At 46.0% G+C, this 22270-nt stretch carries 17 protein-coding genes and 1 tRNA gene; 9 read left to right on the forward strand and 9 right to left on the reverse strand.

Features of this window, described 5'->3' with window-relative positions:
- Positions 1–82: 82 nt before the first annotated feature.
- A complete protein-coding gene (purE, locus tag QUA23_RS05995) occupies positions 83–604 on the reverse strand; it encodes a 5-(carboxyamino)imidazole ribonucleotide mutase (protein ID WP_333074333.1) in 522 nt (173 codons plus the stop codon).
- A 249-nt stretch (positions 605–853) separates the two neighbouring features.
- On the opposite strand from purE, the gene nagA reads away from it, so the two are divergent.
- The 3 genes from nagA (at position 854) to QUA23_RS06010 (ending at position 3655) form a co-directional block, all read left to right on the forward strand.
- The gene (gene nagA, locus QUA23_RS06000) at positions 854–2083 is read left to right on the forward strand and encodes an N-acetylglucosamine-6-phosphate deacetylase (protein WP_333074335.1); all 1230 of its coding nucleotides are present in this window, start codon (positions 854–856) and stop codon (positions 2081–2083) included.
- Between the two features lie 208 nt (positions 2084–2291).
- On the forward strand, positions 2292–2978 hold the full coding sequence (bchM, locus tag QUA23_RS06005) for a magnesium protoporphyrin IX methyltransferase (RefSeq protein ID WP_333074338.1): 687 nt from the start codon (positions 2292–2294) through the stop codon (positions 2976–2978).
- 284 nt (positions 2979–3262) lie between these two features.
- Entirely contained in the window at positions 3263–3655 is a 393-nt protein-coding gene (locus QUA23_RS06010; RefSeq protein ID WP_190661484.1) for a DUF423 domain-containing protein, read from the forward strand.
- A gap of 41 nt (positions 3656–3696) precedes the next feature.
- On the opposite strand, the gene QUA23_RS06015 is transcribed toward QUA23_RS06010, so the two are convergent.
- Both QUA23_RS06015 and QUA23_RS06020 read right to left on the reverse strand, forming a co-directional pair.
- A complete protein-coding gene (locus QUA23_RS06015; protein WP_333074340.1) occupies positions 3697–4791 on the reverse strand; it encodes a hypothetical protein in 1095 nt (364 codons plus the stop codon).
- Between the two features lie 544 nt (positions 4792–5335).
- Positions 5336–5500 carry a hypothetical protein gene (locus tag QUA23_RS06020; protein WP_333074341.1) on the reverse strand — a complete coding sequence of 55 codons (165 nt, stop codon included), beginning with the start codon at positions 5498–5500 and terminating at the stop codon, positions 5336–5338.
- 177 nt (positions 5501–5677) lie between these two features.
- On the opposite strand from QUA23_RS06020, the gene QUA23_RS06025 reads away from it, so the two are divergent.
- Together QUA23_RS06025 and QUA23_RS06030 are read left to right on the forward strand one after the other, a co-directional pair.
- Positions 5678–7111 (forward strand): phosphoglucomutase/phosphomannomutase family protein, encoded by a 1434-nt coding sequence (locus tag QUA23_RS06025; protein ID WP_333074342.1) that lies wholly within the window; start codon positions 5678–5680, stop codon positions 7109–7111.
- A 368-nt stretch (positions 7112–7479) separates the two neighbouring features.
- Positions 7480–7755, forward strand: coding sequence for a LapA family protein (locus QUA23_RS06030; protein ID WP_333074343.1), 276 nt, complete (start codon positions 7480–7482; stop codon positions 7753–7755).
- A gap of 14 nt (positions 7756–7769) precedes the next feature.
- On the opposite strand, the gene QUA23_RS06035 is transcribed toward QUA23_RS06030, so the two are convergent.
- From QUA23_RS06035 to QUA23_RS06045, 3 genes are all read right to left on the reverse strand, one after another.
- Positions 7770–8750, reverse strand: coding sequence for a hypothetical protein (locus QUA23_RS06035; RefSeq protein ID WP_333074344.1), 981 nt, complete (start codon positions 8748–8750; stop codon positions 7770–7772).
- A 154-nt stretch (positions 8751–8904) separates the two neighbouring features.
- Positions 8905–9969 carry a hypothetical protein gene (locus tag QUA23_RS06040; RefSeq protein ID WP_333074346.1) on the reverse strand — a complete coding sequence of 355 codons (1065 nt, stop codon included), beginning with the start codon at positions 9967–9969 and terminating at the stop codon, positions 8905–8907.
- Between the two features lie 559 nt (positions 9970–10528).
- Entirely contained in the window at positions 10529–11203 is a 675-nt protein-coding gene (locus QUA23_RS06045; protein ID WP_333074348.1) for an Npun_F0813 family protein, read from the reverse strand.
- A gap of 939 nt (positions 11204–12142) precedes the next feature.
- On the opposite strand from QUA23_RS06045, the gene QUA23_RS06050 reads away from it, so the two are divergent.
- The 4 genes from QUA23_RS06050 to QUA23_RS06065 all read left to right on the forward strand — a co-directional run bounded on the left by QUA23_RS06050 (position 12143) and on the right by QUA23_RS06065 (position 16302).
- Positions 12143–12216 (forward strand) — tRNA-Arg (locus QUA23_RS06050).
- A 345-nt stretch (positions 12217–12561) separates the two neighbouring features.
- Positions 12562–14190, forward strand: coding sequence for a site-2 protease family protein (locus tag QUA23_RS06055; RefSeq protein ID WP_333074349.1), 1629 nt, complete (start codon positions 12562–12564; stop codon positions 14188–14190).
- Between the two features lie 240 nt (positions 14191–14430).
- Positions 14431–15381, forward strand: a complete 951-nt coding sequence (locus QUA23_RS06060) for a PIN domain-containing protein (protein ID WP_333074351.1) — start codon at positions 14431–14433, stop codon at positions 15379–15381.
- A 138-nt stretch (positions 15382–15519) separates the two neighbouring features.
- Positions 15520–16302 carry a hypothetical protein gene (locus QUA23_RS06065; RefSeq protein WP_333074353.1) on the forward strand — a complete coding sequence of 261 codons (783 nt, stop codon included), beginning with the start codon at positions 15520–15522 and terminating at the stop codon, positions 16300–16302.
- A 182-nt stretch (positions 16303–16484) separates the two neighbouring features.
- Here QUA23_RS06065 and QUA23_RS06070 read toward each other — a convergent pair whose 3' ends face one another.
- The 3 genes from QUA23_RS06070 to glpX form a co-directional block, all read right to left on the reverse strand.
- Positions 16485–19493 carry a UPF0182 family protein gene (locus QUA23_RS06070; RefSeq protein ID WP_333074355.1) on the reverse strand — a complete coding sequence of 1003 codons (3009 nt, stop codon included), beginning with the start codon at positions 19491–19493 and terminating at the stop codon, positions 16485–16487.
- 297 nt (positions 19494–19790) lie between these two features.
- On the reverse strand, positions 19791–21083 hold the full coding sequence (locus QUA23_RS06075; protein ID WP_333074356.1) for a glutamyl-tRNA reductase: 1293 nt from the start codon (positions 21081–21083) through the stop codon (positions 19791–19793).
- A gap of 145 nt (positions 21084–21228) precedes the next feature.
- Positions 21229–22266: a class II fructose-bisphosphatase gene (gene glpX, locus QUA23_RS06080; protein WP_333038520.1), complete on the reverse strand. Its 1038-nt coding sequence runs from the start codon at positions 22264–22266 to the stop codon at positions 21229–21231.
- Between the last annotated feature and the right edge of the window lie 4 nt (positions 22267–22270).

Below are 22270 nucleotides of genomic sequence, written 5' to 3' on the forward strand. Positions count from 1 at the left end.
TTAATCACTTTTACCCTCTTTACGGCTAGTAAGCTCAGCAATATTCGGAAAACTTTCCAATCTTACTACAAAAGTTTATGGATTATTTGTTGAGATTGAGATAGTTATGATAGCCTAGCTCTTCTAATTGATTTTGTTTTTTCAGTACAGATTCGGACAAATTTTTGCGGTAATGCAAGACTCGCTCTAGCAATTCCGGCTGATGAGCTGCCAGTATCTGAACTGCCAACAAGCCAGCATTCTTAGCGTTGCCGATCCCCACTGTTGCTACGGGTATCCCCGCTGGCATTTGCACGATCGAGTACAGCGAATCTAGGCCTTGCAGGTGGCGGCTCGGTACAGGCACGCCAATTACTGGCAAGGGCGTTAAAGATGCTACCATACCCGGGAGATGCGCCGCTCCCCCAGCTCCTGCAATAATGACTTTCAAGCCTCGTTGGTGCGCGGTGTGGGCGTATTCCACCATGCGCTCAGGGGTGCGGTGCGCCGAGACTATCGCCACGGAGCAAGCAACACTGAATTCTTCGCAAACTGCGATCGCATCTTTCATGGTTGGCAAATCCGAATCGCTACCCATGATAATTCCCACTGTCGCTTGATTCATAAAATTTTCAGATTTGAGATTTCAGATAAATGCTAATTTTATAATGATTGCGTTAACTCCAATTTAGATATTTTGTACAAAAACTGACCCTTAAAAGCAATTTGGCCACAAGCCCCTGTCTGAGCTGCCCTGGAGCCAGCAAAAAGCAAAAAGCTCCCCCTCCTCATCGCCAGCAACCGGATTTATCCGTAGCGAATATTAAATCTAAAATCTAAAACCTAAAATCTAAAATCTAAAATCTAAAATCGGATGACTGAAGCCACAACCCTACCTGCCGCCCGCACAGATATTCTCAATGTTCGCCTCCCCGGTTGCAAGGATTTGCAGATGCTTGCTGTTGACGAAATGGGCATCATTCAAGAAGTTTGGCCGATGGACGCCGTATTTAAACGGATTTGTCCTCCCGATTTGCAAGTGCTTGATGTAGCAGGCGATTGGCTTTCTCTGGGCGGTGTTGACTTGCAGATTAACGGCGCCCTCGGTTTTGCTTTTCCCGATTTAGAAAGCAAGCATATTGAACTGTTGCCGAAAATTTGTCAATTTTTGTGGAATCAGGGAGTCGATGCTTTTTTGCCGACTTTGGTGACAACTTCGCTGGATAAGTTTAGGCGATCGCTCTCGACTATAGGTGATTATATCCGCACCGTACAAACCGCTGCTCCGGCAACAATTAAGCCCAAAACAGCAGAAATTCTCGGTGTTCACCTCGAAGGCCCTTTTCTCAACCCCCAGAAGCGAGGAGCTCACCCAGTTGAGTTTTTGTTACCGCTCACTATAGAAAATGTCAAGCAAGTTTTAGGAGATTGTGCCGATATTGTCAAAATAATTACTTTAGCGCCGGAGTTAGACAGCACTGGCGAAGTAATTTCCTATTTGCAAAGTTTGGGAATTTCCGTGAGTCTGGGACACTCTCAAGCGACGGCAGAGCAAGCCCAACAAGCATTTGAGCGGGGAGCTTCAATGGTAACTCACGCTTTTAATGCGATGCCGAGTTTGCACCACCGAGAACCGGGTTTGTTGGGAGCGGCGATTGTTCATCCGGGCGTAAAATGCGGTTTAATTGCTGACGGGAAGCACGTTTCTCCGACAATGATTGATTTTTTTCTGCGCGCTGGTAGGTATGAAAAAGGCGTTTTTTTAGTGAGCGATGCTTTGGCTCCTTTGGGTTTGCCTGACGGTGTTTATCCTTGGGATTCCCGACAAATTGAAGTCAGAAAAGGTACAGCTTGGGTAAGATTAGATTACCACTCGCCCCTGGAATCTGCTACTTTGGCGGGTACAACTCTGCCGCTGTTGGCGGGAGTGCAGAATTTAGTGGAGTGGGGGATTTGCGATGCCGAAAGTGCGATCGCCCTGGCAACTGAATCTCCGAGAAGGGCGATCGGAATTTCGGGAATTATTGGCAAATCGGCAACTCAATTGTTGCGCTGGAATTTAAATGCGACGACAAAGGAATTGACTTGGCATCGACTTTTTTAGCCTGTTATACCATTCTAGATTAAAGAATTGAAAAAGAAGGAATCCGCGAACTGGTATTACCCGATAGATTTCAGATTTTAGATGTGCCGTTTTCATCAAAAATCTAAAATCGCCAATCTAAAATCTGTAGTTGGAAGTTGCACATTTTCGGAACCGGATTGCTATATAATATCTAACCGTTGGCAATAACTCAGCAGCAGGCAGATCGATGAATTTGGTAGACGACAAGACTATAGTTAGACAGTATTTTAACTCGACGGGCTTCGATCGCTGGCAGCGAATTTACGGCGAGGGCAAAGTCAATAAAGTTCAGCTAGACATCCGCACCGGGCACCAGAAAACGGTGGATACAGTCATCGAATGGCTGCAAGCTGACGGCAATTTGTCCGGGCTTTGTGTCTGCGATGCTGGCTGCGGTGTTGGATCTCTGAGCATTCCTCTGGCTGACGCTGGGGCAATTGTTTGCGCTAGCGATATCTCGGAAAAGATGGTAGCAGAAGCTTACGATCGAGCGACAGCAGTTCCCGGCAAGCTCTACAACATCTCCTTCGCCGCCCAAGATTTGGAAGCTTTAACCGGCAAATTCCACACAGTGATTTGTTTGGATGTGCTAATCCACTATCCTCAAAATAAGGCTGCAGAAATGATCGCTCACCTAAGTTCGATCGCCGAATCGCGACTAATTCTTAGTTTTGCACCCAAAACTTTAGCACTCACCGCCCTCAAAAAAATTGGTGAACTTTTCCCCGGCCCCAGCAAAACTACCCGCGCTTACCAGCACCGCGAAGCTGATATTATCAAAATCCTAGAAAGCAATGGTTTTGTTATTAACAGAACAGCGATGACTAGCACTAGCTTTTACTATTCTCGCTTGCTGGAAGCTGTGCGAAAATAGGTTAAAAATATCTGCAAAAAAGCTAATTTATCATCAGCCTAGGGTGCGCCCCGCGCACCTTCCCTTCCCAGAGTTAGGCCAGTGCACATCTCTACTATGCGATTGCTTCGCGGAGGCTAGCAATGACAAGTAAGCCACGCACCGCGCACATTCGATATCAACAATTAAATGTTTTTCCCTCCTCCTTCTTCCTTCTTTCTTCTTTCTTCTTCCGACTTCCATCGGAATGACATCCGTTACATAATCCGTTGCCGAACTTCCTTCTTCCTTCTTCAATAAATATTATGTCAACGCTAATTTTAATTCGCATTTTTATAGCAGCCGCAGCCGTATTCGGAGGTTTATCCGTTGCAGGCGGTGCTTTCGCCTCCCACGCTTTGAAAAATCAATTGAGCGATCGAGCTTTAACCATTTTTGAGACCGGCGCCCGATATCAAATGTACCATGCCCTGGCTCTATTACTCGTCGCTTTACTCTTGAGCCGCGCCCAAGAGTCTCAAACCTTTTTTGCAGTGGCTGGATGGGCTTTTATTGCCGGCACTATCATCTTTTCAGGCAGTTTGTACGCCCTGAGTTTGAGCGACATCAAATGGCTGGGTGCAATTACGCCCCTGGGGGGAGTTGCTTTTATTGTTGGTTGGGGATGTTTGGCAGTCGCAGCTTTTAGTTTTAAATAGGCAACTGGTAAATTTTGAAGCAATTACCAATTAGCAATTACCTAATTATCAAACACATCCCTGGAAAACAGCTCTGTCAAAGTACGCAAGTAAGGTACAAATACCGTTAAATCTTCAGCAGGAAGCCGCTCGCATATTTCCCAAAACAAAATCAGCAGCATATCCTGCACTAACTCCCAACTTACATGAAGTTTCGGGTACAACATCACGCAAATTGGAAACAATTCTTGCTGTACCGGATGAATGCTACCTTCCAAAACGCACCAGCACAAATAGCTTTGAAAAATCTCGACATCCCGGATACCAGAAATTTTTACCTCGCGATCGCTCAAATACCCGCTGCTGCTGCGGTATCCTTGATGCTGGGAACTAGCTCGATCGTACACGGCACTGGCAATCTGAGTCGTGTGCTGCAACAAATGCTGAACGGCTAATAGAGCTCTTGAATTCGGGGGGTGATTCGCCGCAGCCTCGTTAATCTCTCCGTAGGGAATGTGCAGGTAGTCGTCTACAACTTTTAAGTAGGGCGCAAATTCCGTTCGCTCTGACTCTGAAAGACATCCTAACAAGATTTTGCTAGTGTATTGAAACTCCATTGTCACAAATCCCAGCACTAACGGATCAGTCTTTGAGTATTTTCGCCTCACTTTGATAATATCCTTTCCCACCAGCACTGACAAGCGGAAAACAGGTTCTCTATCCGCATAAGCGTCTATTGCTTTCTTATATAAGGTGCGAGAATCGGCGGCAATTTCTAAAGAATTAATTAAAATGGGATCGATATCGTGCCGCTCTATTTGTTTCTCTAAAAGAGCTTCTACTCTACTCCAAGCTATCTCGCTGGCTAATTTCAGGGTATCTGTCAATTTGTCAACTATTTGGGCTCTATTTCCCTCAAAATTAGTTAAATCGAGGCTTGGGAGAATTTGGCGTAACGCTTGGTTCTCTCGTGTCGCAACTGTACTGTAATATTTTTTTGCCCAGCTAACCGCGAAGGAAGAAACGCTGACACCTTTAGCTTTTGGGAGTTTATCAGTGTCCGGTCCGGTAATACCTTGAGACGCCTGAGTTGCGCCCTGTTGAAGTTGGTCGGCTGCTGGTAAAGATTTTGAAGATATTTGTGAAATACCCGTCATGATAAACCTCGTTTTTTTATTAAGTCGCACCCGATGGATTCCCCTAAATTTTAATGTTGTTAACTACAATTTTCTGCCTTTGTACGCTGACATTCATCAGCCATTACGCTTAAAGCTATAAGCCATTTGGCTCGAGTGCCTGCATCTTTTATAAACTGCACGTTAATAAGGTTATTTATTGTGCGATCGATCACCATCACCCTGTGATCGCGACCCTAATCGATTTTTTTGATGTATAAAGAAGGCTGGAAATAAATTTAATTTGTCTTAAAAGCTGAGAATAAAATTTAAGTCTGCTTAAAAAAAACTGCTGCTTGAAATACCTTATCTTTGTTTTGGAGGGCTTTGGGTGAGCGCCCTAATCTCTTTAAGAAGCTAGGCTACAGCACGCTCTAGGGGTGACTTTGGTTAATTTATTTCTATAGCTGAATTAGAAATGTATTTTTAGTCTGGCGATTGTTAGGAAACCATAACAAATTTAGCTATCGGCTTTTCTAAATAAAAAATTAAATTTGAGATGAAAATCAGATTTATGTGCATTTAGTTAATAGCATTGCCAGGGCCGTTTTTTTGCGATCGGTTTTTTAGCTTCCCCGTGAAGCGAAGCTATCCCGTAGGGAATCGCCCGCAATCGATCGTCGTCCATTCGATCGGCAAACAACCCTTCAAAACCGGAATTAGCGAGTGACTCGCCCGATCTCTCCCACATTTTGCCCACTCTGACTGGTTCGATCCCGGAGGCCGGAGGCCCAAGCCTGCCCCTACAACGATAGGATTAGGTTGATGCGGGCCCCACGGGCGATCGATCCTCACAAACAGCACGGCCAGTACGTCTTTAAGGCTATGCGTTCGGGTAGGATTAGTAGGACGAGAGGAAGTGGATAAAATGAGCGCTAGCAGCAATTCAACAGAAATTAAGTTCGGAACCGATGGGTGGCGGGGACTGATTGCCCATGACTTTACTTTTGCCAACGTGCGAAAAGTCACTCGGGCGATCGCCAGTTACCTAGAAACCGCTTACACCAAAGACCGCCCAGTTCTAGTCTCCTACGATACCCGCTTTCTGGCAGACGAGTTCGCCCGCACCTCGGCGGAAGTATTGGCAGATTTGGGATGGACTGTGAAAGTGGTCGATCGAGATTGCCCCACACCAGTCATCGCCTACAGCGCCAAGCATCTCAACTCCGCAGGAGCCCTGATGTTCACGGCTTCGCACAATCCCGCACCTTACTGCGGCATCAAATACATCCCCGACTACGCGGGCCCGGCAACCCCGGAAATTACCGATACAATTGTGGCAAATATTGCTGGTGCTTCTGATGCCCCTGCCAAAGGCAGCCACAACGATAAAATCTCCAGTTTTGACCCGAAACCCGAATATCTGAAGTTTCTTTATACTTTGATCGATGTGGAGCGGATTCGCTCTGCTAAGTTAAAGGTGAAGTACGACGCTCTCTACTCGACTTCTCGCGGCTATCTCGACGGCGTTTTGGAACACTGCGGCTGCGATGTCGAAAGTTTTCATACCTACCGCGACGTGCTGTTTGGGGGCGGAATGCCCGAACCCAAGGGGGAACAGTTAGTTGAGTTGGTGGAAGCTGTTAAGAAGGATTCGGCGGATTTGGGTTTAGCTACCGATGGCGACAGCGATCGCTTTGGTATTGTTGACGAGTTGGGAAATGTCTTGACTCCAAATACTGTACTGTTGCTGCTGGCGCGTCACTTGGTTAAAAATAAAGGATTGACTGGGGCGATCGTCCGTACAGTCGCAACTACCCACTTGCTGGACAATTTGGCCGCCAAGTATGGTTTAACAATCTACGAAACCGCAGTCGGTTTTAAATACATCGGCGAAAAAATGCGGGAAACTGCGGTACTCATCGGTGGCGAAGAATCTGGCGGTTTGAGCGTTTTGGGTCACATTCCCGAAAAAGACGGGATTTTGGCTGATATGCTAGTTGCTGAGGCGATCGCCTATGAAGGCAAACCGCTTTCTCAGCTAGTCGAAGAAGTCATTAAAGAAGCCGACGGCCCCCTGTACAACAAACGTTTGGACTTGCACCTAGAAGAAGCCCACAAAGCAGCCGTTTTGGAATCTTTTACCAAGAATCCCCCCACAGAAGTAGCAGGTATCGGCGTTAAGGAAATCGGCCGCAAAGACGGAATTAAACTTTATCTTGAAGACGGTGGCTGGGTACTGCTGCGGCCTTCGGGAACCGAACCCTTGATGCGCGTTTACATGGAAACCAATTCTGTGGAAAAAGAAAGCCAAGTTGCCCAACACATGGAAAAGGTAATTTCCCAGTTAGAACCTGTTTAAATTTCTACCTATTCCAACGGGGGTTTTTCCCCTAGCGCTTGGGATTGTGAGGTGCGCTTGGCGCACCTTACGTATTTTTTATAACTCTAGCAAAGCCTCTGAACATTAATCATCGATACTGCTGGGCCAGTTATATATTTGCAATACACTTGGATTTGTTTAAGTTTGGGAATTGTAAATTTATTTATGTTTGTTTAATTTTTAATTAATTAAGAAAAGTTCTCTATTTTTTCCCTTTCTACTTGACTTTTCCCCTAATCTTATTGTACATTATTATATAATGGGGTGTTTGCAAAAATAAAAGTTTTCTACATATTTCAATTATAAAAAAAGTATACAAGTTAAATTATTAGCCTGTCAACAGATTTATGAAAACAATTCCTCTGCTAGCCATTAGTTTTTTAGTAGCAATTTTAGTAAGCGCGATCGGCATTATCTCAGTGCAAAATGCCACCCCAGTATCCTTAAACTTTATCTTTTTTCAATCGATACAACTGCCCGTAGGAGTAGTATTGGCAATGAGCCTAAGTGCAGGACTGATCGGAGGTGCGCTACTGCAACCGCTGTGGAACATTTCAGATTCCCAAAACTCACGTCCTAAATTTCAGGCAAATCCAGAAGAATCGGACACCGTACAATATTAAATAGATTTGATCCCTTAGAGGGAATATACCTGACCGTCAATCAGCAGCCGAGTAATTCCCTTAGCTCGCAAATAAGGCGCTGCTTTTTGCAGCATACTGCTGTCAGGAATCTTGAAAACCCTTTGATTGCGAGTAGCAAATCGGCGGGCCACTCGATGATTGTCAAACACTGCCAGGGTTTTCTCGCGAATTTCCGCCGCCGGAATTTGACCCAGTTCGCCAAAAGCTTTTAGAGGTCTGGTGATTAACTCCGCTGCCCGATCGACCACCAAATAACAAATTTTGGGCAGAGATGCTTCGCTTAAAGGCAAAACTTGAATCAGTCCTGTACCCCGAAGCTCGATCAACTCGCCCGACGATAATGAACCCAGGAGACTGCCTTCAAACAGAGAGTCTTCATCCTCTACATCTTCGTCGAAGTCGTCATCTAAATCGTCTTCATCATCCTCATCCTCGTCGCCCTCGAAATCCCTAAAGTCTTCACCTGCCAACAGCCCTTCTGCTGGCAGCATTGCCTTTAGTTCACCAGTCACAACAGCGCGGTGACTTTGATCTGCAATATTGGCTGCTTTGGCATCTGGCAAATCAGAAACATCCAAATCCGACTCTCTATTCCCTCGAATTTCGAGTTCTGCAACTGGTTCAGGGACTGATCCAGAACGCTTTCGGATTGTCGGTATCGAATTTGAGGCTGACGGCAGGACAGGGGCTGACTCCGACAGGGGGACAGCTACAGGATTGATTGCGGCATCGGCTGACGACTCAGTAGTCGCCTCTGTGGGTTCAGAAACACTGCTGCGATCGGACAAACGCTTTTGTTTTTGCTGGACTAGAAATTCGTATTCCGGCTCCGACAAAGCACCCTGAAGGATGCGCCTCACAGTGGAACTGCTCACTCCGTAGCGTTTTGCCAGAGTGATAGTATTCTCGTTTGACTGTCGGTACAGCCTGATGAGTTCGCGTTTGTCTGAATCGGAGAGTTTTGTAGGCGTCATGCCAAGTTTCCCAGCAAAAAGACTTGAAAAGACGCAGGCTAGCAGTCAGCGAACAGTGATTTTTCATCTTCGATTTCAAGCTCAGAGATGCCGACAAGGGCAAAGAAGCTTTCGCGTCCCCATCGCTTGCCAAAGCAACCCCAATCTCCAATCGCTACGCTGCGCGACGACTGCGCCTGCTTTGGCGAGAGCGGGTTGAGATGTCATGTTCCAAGATAGCTCCAATCCCGAACAGGATGGCGCTGAAAACAAAAAAGACTTCCAGCAAACTGCCGCTTTGATAACTACCCTCAGCCTGAGTATCGCGCCATTTAAAGTACATATCTGCGATGTAAAGCGAAAAAGTTGCAGCCGCAATCATTCTCCAAGATTGGGAAAAACGTCCTCCCCAAAACGCCAGCAGCAGTGCCGTAGCAATAATCAGCAGAAAAACGTCCCCGACGATGTAAAACAAATTGATTGCATTTTTGTGAGGCGCCAGTTGCTTGTCCAGTGCCATCACCCATGCCGGAGCTTTGATTTCTGCTGCTGCTTCTTCTTCTTCGAGTGCGGATGCAGGATCATCAGTCGCTGCTGCTTTTGCCTGTATCTTAGACGAATTGTCCAAAGCAGGCGCTCTTCCTGTGGCAGCCGTTCCTGGTGCAGATGTCACTACTTCTTCTTGAGTGGCTGCCGGAGCCATTCCGAGCTGCGCCCTCCAAGAGTCAGGTGCAGCGACCCAGATAGCTACAGCAATCCCGAAGGCTGCAATTCCTGCTAACAAACCCCACTGCCAAATTTCTAGATTCAGTCGCTTGGAAGTCACAGCTACAACCATGCCCCCGATCAGTACCACATAGCTGCCCAGATAAAACGCATCTGCGGGAGACACGTCCGGGTCTAACTCGAAATAGAGTTCCCAAATCCCGAACAGCACGCCGGCTATGAAATAGAACAGCATCCCCAGACCAATGCCCAGCCAGACGTTGCGCCCGCTGACCATGTGCGGGCTTTGCCAGTTTCTAAAACAGACTAAAGCCGCTCCCAAGTATGCTCCGCATTCAAAAATATAAGTGCCGATCGAGTACCAAAGAGGTAAACCCTCTTCTGCTGAGAGGGGGACGCTGAACAGCAAAAAGAACAGCAGCGCCATGACAGCCCAGACAATGCCTGCAATCACTAGGGTCTGAGCTGACAGTAAAGATGAAGATGTAGATGACTTTTCTGAAGTGCTACTCATAGGGATTCCACGATACCTAACTAGCGGTTGAACTCACCCCATCTCAATCTTTGATTGTAGATGAGGATTCTTTCGCCAAAAAACCTTAAAAAACCTTGCTTTGACGCTTCCGGAATAACTGGCGTCCTCAGTGTGCAGTCGGGGCTTGGAGCCTCGTACACTCTAGAAAGACTAAGCAAGAATAATATCTATTTACTAATTCAATAAATTAGTCGTTAGTCGATCTTGTACCCGGAAATATAATGATAGAAATACGGTAGATGTCTTCACCCTTAAGGTTTTTACACTACCCAATCTATCTCTGAAATTCTAACCTCAAAGGTTGAGATATCGGTTTTTTTGCTTTAACACTCCCCCACTCATATCAATAATTCGGGGTGGGGAGTGCGATCGAAACTTAGTTAAATTGCCAGACCATAGGTGGCATCCAAACCGAATCAACAATTTGGTTGGTCAATACAAGCTGGCAACCCAACCTGTATATCCCCTACCCCCTACAGTGCAATTATCTAAGCTAAATTATCTCAGTCCAATTGTCTGAGCAATTGTCAAAGATTTTCTATCCTATGATCCACAATTTGTTGAGGGCTGATTGTTTCAGCCAATCTAGAAACTGAGTCCGATCCGGGGCTGGCATATCTTGCAGCACATCGCTGACTCCCTCAGCGAAGTCCGTATTGCCAAAATATGATTTCCCCAAACGGTGAAGTTCTTGCAATAAAGTTTTGAGATGTTGCTCTTGCCAAGCAGGCACCTTGTGATTTTGCAAGGGACTAACGGTTAGCCAATTTTTGATCGCATCAGGGGAGTCTGCCTGGGGGAAGTTTCCCTGCTGAAATACCTTGGCGATATCTTTCTGAAACGATGTGGCTTGCCTTGCGCCTAAGAGGTCTTCTACATCGAAGTAAACAGCTTGGAGGAGCAGCAGACAAGCCTGCGCGAACAGTGGTGCTTTGGCTGCTTCATTCCCTGCCGGTTCTTCACCGGCAAGCTGATCTAAACGGACTTTTCCCCAGACGCTATATCGATCCGGCTCTTCTAGCAGAACACAGGCTTTGCCTCGGTTGTCGGTTAAGTCCCGCCACAAGGCTCTGGCGTCTTCTGCTTGCTTGCCGTTAAAAGCGCTGATCAGGCGAAAAGTCTGCCCCTGATAATTGAGAATGGGAATTTGTTGATCCCGTTTTGGGTGTTGAAAATTGGTTATTTCAACATCCTGCCGTTTCAGAATAAACATGACACTGCGATTTGACTCCTGTCATGGCCGAGGTGCTGTGCTTTTGACACTCCCCATGCCTAAAGGCGAGGGGATTCTTGATTCAGCGAGTCCACTTAAATTAGCAGGATTGCTCCTGATCACCCAGAGATGGTTCTCTCCTCAAGCGTTCCGATACTTTTTTGCTAACCAATGCTAACAAGTATCTAAGCTGAGATTGTCTCTCAACCTTGGCGTATCAATCAATGCACGAAGGAAAATCCCCCGCCCACAATTTACAACTGCTGTACTGGCAACGCTTGATTTCCGCGCTCGTGCCGAGCGGTCGATTGACTGTTTTGCTTTGATGCCGTAGAGGAAGCTTATATAGAGGCTCCGTACCATCAGGGATTTTCACCTGAGTCTTTCAATCTAGTTCTACCACATTTTTATTAAATATCAAGTCGAGCAGAATGTTAGCAAACATAACTAAACATCAGCCAATTAGTCATTCTGTCTCAACTCATACCTAAGATTAGGGGATGAGCTCTGGTTTTTCGCTAAGGCGGTCAGCGTTTTAGGCTTTGTCAGTAGGGGATGTTAACATAACCAATAGAAATCTGGGAAAAAGCACCTGTGACTCTTGTCCAGTCTGAGCTGGGTCTTAATTGGGGGAGAGATGCGATCGACCAAATATTTGGGTTTTACCTCGACCTCTAAATACTTTACCCGAGTTCTCGTCCTACCTAGTTTTGATTGTAAATTTACAATTGTGCTGTTTGCAGGTGAGTCCCTCCAGTTTTTGTCAGATACAGTCTTGGAGGCACAGAAACTCTCATAACCTTGGTTTTTTTCCCGAACCATCCCGCTGCACGCCATATTTTTGTAGCTCAAAGCGGTTTCTGCGTAAGTCATCACATAATTTACTTGCTCGATCGCACACTGCACCGATACAATAATCTTGTTAGCGATTTTTGAGTTGGGTGCGTAACTCAGTTGGATAGAGTAGCTGCCTTCTAAGCAGCGAGTCGCAGGTTCAAGTCCTGCCGTACCCGTTAATAAAACCTAATAACATCAATGCTTTGAGCCGTTCTTTACCGCAAAGTAGACAGCGGCTCAAACCTTATTTGTTTCGCTTTTGTTTCCCCTGCCCTAATCCGAAACAAATCCGAAGCAAAAGCCCCACCTGGCAAACTGGGTGAATCTGCCTGCTTCTGGGCGATCGACACTGCTACCCTTCTGAGTATATGCTTGCCACAGCCGATGTGATATCATAAAAAGTCTATTGTGTCAATAGCCTAGATCCTGTGATGTTGAAACAGCTCCAGCAGCAGGTTTTGGGCCGAGTAGCCCTCAGGGGTTATCCTTAGTAATCAGGCTAGTTTCCGATAGGTTTGGATATGTTCCCAACAACTCTATTTCATATTCCCCAAAATTTAATGCTATTACTCGACCGCAGCGCGATCGACCCATTAAAGCCCCTATTGGCGCAAGCAACCGGAATGCCTATAGTTGCATCGGAAAATACGGCAACAATTGCGCTCGTATTGGTTGCTCTGGGAATTCTGGGTTGGGGATTTTATCGCGCCAGACCTTTTGGCAAACTAGGAATTTTGGCTTGGTTGCAATCTGTTGCGCTAATGAGTCCCTGGCTGCTGTTCTTTGGTTTGTTCGCCGCCGGAATTTACCTCAATCTAGTTGCGGTATTGTTGCTGCTAGTGGCATCGACGGGATTGTACATTTATCTGGGCCGGCAATTGCGTAAGGCTGCATCGGATGCAGTGCTGCCGCGGCCGGATGCTGCTGAGGTAAAGTCCCAAAGCGATGCATTCTCCACTCCTGAGTCGCAGCGACCACCAGGCCAAGAAACCATTAAAATCGTCACTTCCTCGCCTGCGAATAATGAATCAGAAATAATTCCCGTTCCAGTGGAAGACCTCAAGGCAATTAAAGGCATATTTGGAATTGATACTTTCTTTGCCACAGAAACGATTCCCTATCAAGATGGGGTAATCTTGAAAGGCAATCTCCGGGGAGACCCTGAACAAGTACACTCACGTTTGACGGCAAGTTTGGAAGAAAAATTACACGATCGCTACCGCCTATTTTTAGTAGAAAATCAGGACGACAAGCCCGTAGTTATTATTTTGCCCAGCACCAACGACCCGCAGCCAACTACCGTATCTCAAAAAATCCTAGCAGTCGTGCTGCTGCTGGCAACAATTGCTACTAGCTTAGAGACAGGCGGTTTGCTGTTAGGTTTCGATTTCTTTAACTCGCCGGCTAGATATCTAGAAGTTCTGCCAATTGCAGCCGGAATTTGGGCGGTTTTAGGATCTGGGGAAATTGCTCGCCGAGTGCTGGCAAATCGGTACAAGGTTGGCTTGAGTTGGCCGTTTTTTATACCAACTTTGCAGATAGGTTGTTTTGGAGCGATCGACCGTTTTGAGTCGCTGCTGCCCAACCGTAAAGTTTTGTTTGACATCGCTTTTGCCGGGTCAGCGGCTGGGGGAATAGTTTCTCTGCTAATGCTGGTAACGGGTTTGCTGCTGTCTCACCCCGGTAGTTTGTTTCAAATTCCCGCAGAATTTTTCAAGGGTTCGGTTTTGGTGGGAACTTTGGCAAAAGTGGTTTTGGGTTCGGGGTTGCAGCAGCAGATTGTTGACGTTCACCCGCTGGTAGTTATCGGTTGGTTGGGCTTGGTAATAACGGCGATTAATTTGATGCCGGCGGGACAGTTGGACGGGGGTAGAATCGTGCAAGCCATCTACGGTCGGAAAATAGCCAGTCGCACTACTTTGGCGACTTTTGTGGTGCTGGCGATCGTTTCTTTAGTTAATCCTTTGGCTTTGTATTGGGCGATCGTGATTCTGATTTTACAGCGGAATCTGGAACGACCGAGCCTCAACGAGCTGACTGAGCCTGACGACGCTCGCGCGGCTTTGGGTTTGCTAGCTTTGTTCTTGATGATTGCTGCCCTATTGCCGTTGACTCCGGCTTTGGCTGGCCGTCTGGGCATCGGGAACTAACAGTAGTCTGGCATCTTTGGTAATAGGCTCTTGGGTTGCGGTAAATTAGTGGAATCTAGGAATTGACCGATCAAACAGGCAACTGAAGGGCGATCGGGTTCCTAACTACTAATTTCCAATTAAGACCGCCGCCCAGGGCAATTTATCTACTACCAAAAGTTGATTTTTTTATATCCCAAAATTTGTTTAAACTTGATCGATTAAGTTTAAATAACTTATCTGAGCCTATAGGATAAAGTCATGGCTAATCAACTTCCTCCTGTATTGGTAACTTTTGATGCAGATGTTTTAATGACTGGCAGAACCCAAGTGTGGCAAGAATATGCCAAGGTGGGAACTTGCTATATCCCGGAAGTAGTGTACGACGAAATAGATCGTCTGACCGGGCAAGCGGTGGAAAAAGAGCAAGAGCAAGTAGCTAGAGAGTTTATGCGTTTTTTTGCCGACAGTGGCTGGATTGCAACTGACGCTCAGGAAACACACCGAGCTCTCGAACCTTCGATCAAAAATCAAAGCAAGCCAGCAATGCTGGTAGTGGCGACGGCTCAGTGCGTTTACGGTTTGGCGACTGAACACCCGGAGGCATTGGTGATTTTTGTGTCCAACAGCCAGCCTCTGCTGAAGCGGCTGGCTTCTGTAGGCGCTACGAATCTCTGCGGGATTACCGGGGCGATGCTGTTAAATTGGGCGAGGAAAGGGGAACGCCCGCCGGCGGCGACTCAGCAATTGCAAAGTTTGATGCGTACCCTCGCCGAACGCAAATCGACTCAGCGCCCTAACAGCAGAATTCAAGATGCTGCTGTTGGCCAAACGGCGGCTTCTGCTAGCAAGTTAACGGGAACCCGCGGCGCTTCGGAATTGAAGTCGGCCAGCAGTTTTACTAAAACTCATAAAACCGGTTTGACTGAGAAGCGCAGTGCGAGTTCGCGCCCCAAAACGCCGCGGCGCAGTCGCGAGGAGTCGAGAGATTACGAGCCGGCTGTATATCGCATGAAACATATTACACCTCCGAAAAAAAGGAACAGCGGTTTTCTGTCTACTGTGTTCAATTTTTTGGGAGCGTTATTTTTCTTGACGGTAGCGGTAGGTATTTTGTGGCGAGTGTTCGATGTTAGGGGTTTTAGAAAGACTTTTGTGCCGGCTCTACCACAGCCTGTGCAACAATTCGTTAAGTCGATCGACCGTAAATAATCTGGTTGTCTGAAAATTCTACCTTCAGATCCGGCTGACTGGTGTCTTCGGTCATCGTTAATCTTGCATCTTCGGAAACTGGGATAGCAGGCTTGGTTCACAAATCGCTTCCCTCCCCTAAATATAGCGGTAAGGTTTTTGTGGCGTCCCCTAGGGTTAGAATTTCTGGCCTTAGTCCGCTGGGAATTTTCAACGGCTCTTATCACAACAGAAGATGAACGCTTCACTTTACCGCTCCAAAAATCCATCGCCATGCTGAACTGGAACGAAATAATTAGTGGATTAGCACTGGCTTTGGCGGGTTTTGCTTATGCTTTAGTATTTTTTGTTCTTCTTCCCTTCAGACAGTACGATTATGCAGCACCACTTGGGGCAATAGCAATGGCGATCGCCCTTACTCTAGCAATGAATTGGCTACTATCTGCATCGTTGCTAACTGGCTGGAGTTGGGTGGCTGCATTATTTGGTTTTCAGATAGCCCTCATGTTTTTTGGTAGCGTGTTTCTGGAAGATGGGCTGTACCTGCCAAATTTGTTGTTTTTTGGAACTATGATCGTAGGATATACGAGCATTTATACCCATTTTTCACAACAAAAAACACTGGTAACTGTGGGTTTATGTACAGTATTTTTTCTAGCTTCAATGTACTTGTTTTTGATTGGTAGCTATGCGATCAAAGGCAAAAATCCGTTTCATGGTTCTTCTACCCAGATGCTCCCCCTATTGAATCAAAGGGTAGAAATTATCACCGACAATCCCAAACAATTGTATTTGAATGGCAAAACAGGCGAACTCACCCATATTAACCGTTATGAGGTGACAGTGAAACTAGATTCTGGAGCAGACGAGAGATTGATGTGGCCCTATGTCGATGTTTGGTGGCAGGATATTAAGGCCGCTAGCGAACAGAAATCGCAGTAATTTATATCATTTTCGCTGGCATCGGAATAATAAAATTGAGTCAACACTTAACACTCAACCATTCAGTTTTTCGACCCAGAGTTAACAGTCAAAAATCAACAGTCAACAGTCAACAGCTTTGCCATGAGGGAAGCCGAAGGGTCAACAGTCATGATGAGTGCAACCGGAATTAAGATCATTCACTATTTATTTAAAGCTGGTTCTGTTCCTTCTACAGGTCGAATAATGACCGGTTTATTAGTAGATTGTTGCTGAAAAAGTGCCTTGAGTGCCAAGTCAAGATTTTCTGCCATGACGATACGGTTTTCGTAGGCAACAATAACTCTGATTAAAGTTGGCAAACTATTGCGTTCGGCTTCTAAGTAAAGAGGTTCCACATACAGTAAAGATTGTTCTATGGGAATTACTAATAAGTTTCCTTGAATTGCTTTTGAACCCTGGCGATTCCATAGAGATATTTGTTCGGAAATAACGGGATCTTGGTTAATTAAAGCTTCTATTTGTTCCGGGCCGTAAACTAATCGCTGTTTTGGGAATAAATACAGCAGCAATTTTCCGTACTCGCTACCATCCGATCGCCCTGCTATCCAAGCAATTAAATTATTGCGACTTACTGGTGTAAATGGGAGGAGCAAAATAAATTCTTCTGTTGTTTCCGTTGGGAGTTTTGTAATCAAATAATACGGTGCTACGGGCTGCTGTTCGCTGCCATAAATTTCATTGGGAACTCGCCACAAATCCTCCCGATTGTAAAATACTTGCGGGTCTTCCATATGATAAGTTAGCAAGCGTTCTGATTGAATGCTTAACAAATCTACTGGATATCTGATATGTTTGCGGAGAGCCGGAGGCATTTTGTCTAGGGGTTTGAAAAGTCCGGGAAAGATAGCAATCCAACTGTTAATAATCGGATCGGAGGGATAGGCAACGTAGAAGTCAACAGACCCGTTGTAGGCATCAATCACTACTTTGACGGAGTTACGGATGTAGTTAAATTCATGATTACCCGGATCAGAATACGGATAGCGATCGCTCGCTGTATAGGCATCGATAATCCAGTAAAGATAGTTGGGATATTTATCAGTCGCCAAGGGTGAAGGTTTAATCTTGTTTCCATTTCCTTCTGTTTCTTTTTCTATATCATCATTGCTAAGATTGGCATTAGCTACTACTAAATACGGGTCGGAATCGTAGCGCAAAAAAGGAGCGATTGCCCGGACTCTTTTATTAATATTTCGTCGGTATAGCAATTTAGTTTCTGGCGTAAAATTGCTCGTCAGCGCCATTTGCCAATTTTTGAGATAATTAGCAAACAGCCAGCGCCGCCACATAGAACCGATCGCAATTCCGCCCCTACCGCTGTAAGTATTGTAAACATTTTCTTCGCCGCTGGGATAATCGAATTCTTTGACTTTTGTGGGCGTCATGGCGTCTGTATCGGTGATTTCGCCGTAGTAAATTCGCGGGTAGCCGATCGGAATACTGGCCCGAATTCGATCGCTGGTTATTTCCAAAGCAGTCTCTCCCTGCTGGGCGGCAACTCCAATATCTTTGACAAAATAATCGGGTAAACCGCCGACACCGACTGTATTTACCGGAGAAAGAGTAAAGCCGTAACCGTGAGTGTAAACCAGGTGCTTGTTCACCCAAGTTTGAGCTTCGGGGGCAACTGCTGTGTAATCTAATTCCCGCGCTGCCAGAAACACTTGTTGGCTTTCAGAATCTCCCTTTTTTGCTTTTTCATTTTTGATTGTGTAGCGCTCGATATCCGCATCAGGAAAGGTATAATAGGGTCTGATTTGCTGTAACTGTCGATTGGTTTGCAGCAGCGGCAGCTTGTCCCACAACCGGATGTTGCTAATAGTAAGTTTATTTTTTTCTAAGTCGGCATAAGTGAGTTTTCCGGCGGGATCGAATGTTTTTATTTCGATTTTTTTGAGGTCAAATGCTTCTTGACTAAAGGCAATGCTGCGCTGGATGTAGGGCTTTTCTCGTGCTAGTTCGTTGGGTTTAACTAGGAGTTGCTGCACAATTGTTGGCAGTAGGAAAGTTCCCAAGAAACTTAAAGTTACCCACGCTAAAATAATTTTTTTTATTAATTCATTTTTGATTTTGAAGGGGTAAACCTGGCACAGCATCAAAAGTGCGATCGCCACCGCTAAAATACTCAAAAATTCATAACAGGGCAGCCGCACAGTCACGTCAGCATAATTTGCCCCGTAACTAACGTCTCCCCGCGCATACAGCAATGCGTAGCGACCCAGCCAGTAGCGGAATGCCGCGGCTAGCATGGAAGCTGCACCCAACCCGTACAAGTGCCGCTGCTGCGATCGAGAAAACCCCAAAAATATCCCTTGACTCAGGCTATTTCCCGACAGCAAATATGTTAAAGCACAAGATACTAAACTGTACAAAAATACAACTGTCAGCCCGAATCCTAGCAAATCTAAGATTGGCAAAATAAATACATAAAAGCTAATATTTTGATTGAAAAGAGGGTCGGTTGTGTTAAAATTAATAGGGTGAAAATATTGCAAAACATTTGTCCAGCGACTGGCGACAATCAGCCCGATCGCCAAACTCAGAAAGAGGGCGATCCCCCGCATCCAAAAATCAGGCTTAATTACCACAGCTAACATTGCCCCCAGCAGCAAGCCCAACTGCCACCAGTGAGAAAATAGCTGGATCACTATTTGCTGGATTGACTCAATTCCCAACTGCAGGGGCGGTGGAGGTAAATTGTCAGCTATACCGAAATAGGTGATACTGCTTGCAGCTAACAGCCCGCAGTGAATTACTGTCCAAGTTGCGATCGAACTCAATCCGAATACCGTCAACAGCAGCCAGGAAAAAGTAATTTGGGATTTACCAACAGGTAATTCGTAATTCTTCCCCGTGTTGTTCGCCCTCAGTGAAGCGAATAGCGCCCCCGCAATCGGCGATTTTCTTTCCTCTGCGGGATGTTGCAGGCGGCGGGCTAAAGCTAAATTTCCGAGCAAAAAGACAGAAGAAACAGCAATTGCGATCGTCCCCAGCAACCCTTGAGTTTTCAGCTTTAAGAAAAAAACCTGAAGATATCCAACTTCCTGAAACCAGAGAATTTCTGCCGCCATGCGGGAGGCAAATTCAAAAACCAGCCACAGCCCTACAATACATAAAATTAATTGATAAATTCGCCTTCTTAAAGTCATAACAATGAGCTAGAAGTAGGGACTGTGCATTGCCCATCTCTGTCAACTTAACCCGAAATATCACTCTTAGACGTAAGTCCTAGGCTAATAGCTAAAGTCTTCGGTATGAAGAGTAATTAACTAATCACTTCTTCAATCCTATGCAATAAAACTTGAGCTTTGAGCCAGCGCTTGAAACCCTGTCTGACTGAGAGTTGAGTGCTAAGTTGACAGCAATGGACAAATGCCTAAGTCCCTACAACATATAACGTCTAATTAACCGAATGTGAATCGAAAATTGAATCGAAAAAACTCCAGCTAGCTGTACTGCTGATTGACATCCACATCCAAATTAAACAGTGTTTGCAAAGTTTGCATCGCTTGCCGCCGCGCCTCAATATCCTGCTGAGCGCGTAACTGTACCATCGGATCGTGCAAAATCTTATTCACAATCCCCCTTGTTAAAGATTCAATCACATCTTGATGTTTCTCCGAAAATTCCGAACCAAGACGCGATAAAGCTTTTTCTAACTCTTGTTCCCGAATCAATTCTATCTTATCCCGCAAACAGCTAATAGTAGGAACAGTTTCCAGACTGCGCCACCAGAGATCGAAAGCCTCTACTTCCTGTTCCAGCAAGCCCTGAGCTTCCATTGCCATTTTGCGACGGCTTTCGTGATTTTGAGCTACCACTGCTTTCAAGTCGTCCACATTAAACGATCGCACATTAGCGAGTTCATTCGCATCCGAGTCAATGTTGCGCGGCACAGAAATATCCACCAACATCAAAGGGCGATTCGGGTCTAAAACCGATTCCAATTTAGCTTTATTTAACAGTGGCTCGGTAGCTGCCGTACTGGTAAAAACCAAGTCAGAACTGGCAATTATCTGCATCATTTCCGAGAGCTGATACAGGTGCAATTCAGCATCTTTAAACTGACCGGCCAACTCCAGGGCGCCACGCACAGAGCGATTAACGATCGAAATATGGCTAGCTCCTTTTGAGAGCAAATGCTGTACCAAAAGCCGCGACATTTTGCCAGCACCAATAATTGCAATTTTGCTGCTTGCTAAATGCTGACCCTTCATTTGAGCCAATTCTGCAGCCGCCGAACTAATCGAAACTGCACCGGTACCGATGCTAGTTTCCGTGCGAACTCGCTTCCCTGCTGTGAGAGCTTGCTTGAACAAGCGCTCTAAAATTCTGCCTACACCTTTGTACTGCTGGGCTAGTTTGTGAGTTTGTTTCACCTGAGCCAAAATTTGTCCTTCTCCGAGCACCAAACTGTCGAGGCCAGAAGCCACTCGCATCAAGTGCATCACCGCATCTTCGTGCAGCAAAATAAACAGGTGAGGACGCAAAGACTGCAAAGGAACTTTACTGCATTCTGAAAGGAACTGAATAACCTCTCGTACACCCGGCTCCGACTCGCTGGTAACAATATAAATCTCTAAGCGGTTGCAAGTGCTGAGGATGGCAACCTCTTGAATGTGCGGGTAGCCGCGCAATTGGGCGATCGCCGCTTCAACTTTCTGTTCTGGAATGCTTAGTTTTTCGCGAACTTCTACCGGCGCTGTTTTGTGGCTGAGACCTACGACTGCAATATTCATATCTGTGATTTGTCACTATTTATTTCTTAGTTGTTAACAGTCACCTGCTATTAGTTCTTAGTTTATCGCTAATTGCTAATCATCGGTGACTGTTAACCGTTAACTGTTAATTGTTAACATTTAACTGTTAACCACTAACTAATCACTAATTCAATTGCAAAGATTTCGGCTGGTCAAACATATGGATTGTATCCACAAACCGAGCAGTTTTCGACTGAGAAGAAATTACCAAACTTTCAGTGCGAGCGCCACCGCCAAAGAAGCGAACTCCATCCATCAGCGTTCCGGGAGTAATCCCGCAAGCTGCAAACAGAACTGTTTCTCCAGATGCCAACTCTTCAGCATTGTAAATCTTGTCTGGGTCTGTGATGCCCATGTCTTTAAGTCGAGCGATATTGCTCTCTTTGCTTTCACCGATCAAACCAGTTTTTACAACAGCCGGATCGTAAATTAACTGCCCTTGGAAGTGACCGCCCAAGCAGCGCATTGCTGCTGCGGAAATCACACCTTCCGGTGCTGCGCCAATACCCATAAGTGCGTGGATGTTGGAACCAGAAAACGCGCAAGAAATCGCTGCCGAAACGTCGCCGTCGCTGATCAGCCGAACTCTTGCACCCGCTTGCCGAATTTCATTAATTAAATCTTTGTGTCGGGGGCGATCCATGACCACCACCACCAAATCTTCAATACTGCGGCCGAGACAATCAGAGATAATTTTGAGGTTTTGAGTCGGCGTTTTGCGAATATCTACATGATTCTTAGCAGCCGCAGGAGCAGCCAATTTGTTCATGTAGAAATCCGGTGCCGCAAACAAACCACCTTTTTCAGAGATTGCCAAAACTGCCATCGAACCGTTTTGACCGTAAGCGACCAGGTTAGTACCTTCGCAGGGGTCAACAGCGATGTCAATTTCGATCAATTCATCTATGTTGCAGACATCTTTGGCATCTTCGCGAGTACAAATACCTACTTGTTCACCGATGTAAAGCATTGGTGCGTCATCGCGCTCGCCTTCGCCGATCACGATGCGGCCGCGCATATGAATTTTGTTCATGCGCTCCCGCATGGCTTCTACAGCCACTCTGTCGGCTTCATCTTTCTCGCCTTTGCCCATCAAGCGAGCGGAGGCGATGGCTGCCTGCTCAACTACTTCGATAATCTCTAAACCGATTACATTGTCCACGAAC

The organism is Microcoleus sp. Pol1C5, assembly GCF_036701115.1.
GTDB lineage: Bacteria > Cyanobacteriota > Cyanobacteriia > Cyanobacteriales > Microcoleaceae > Microcoleus.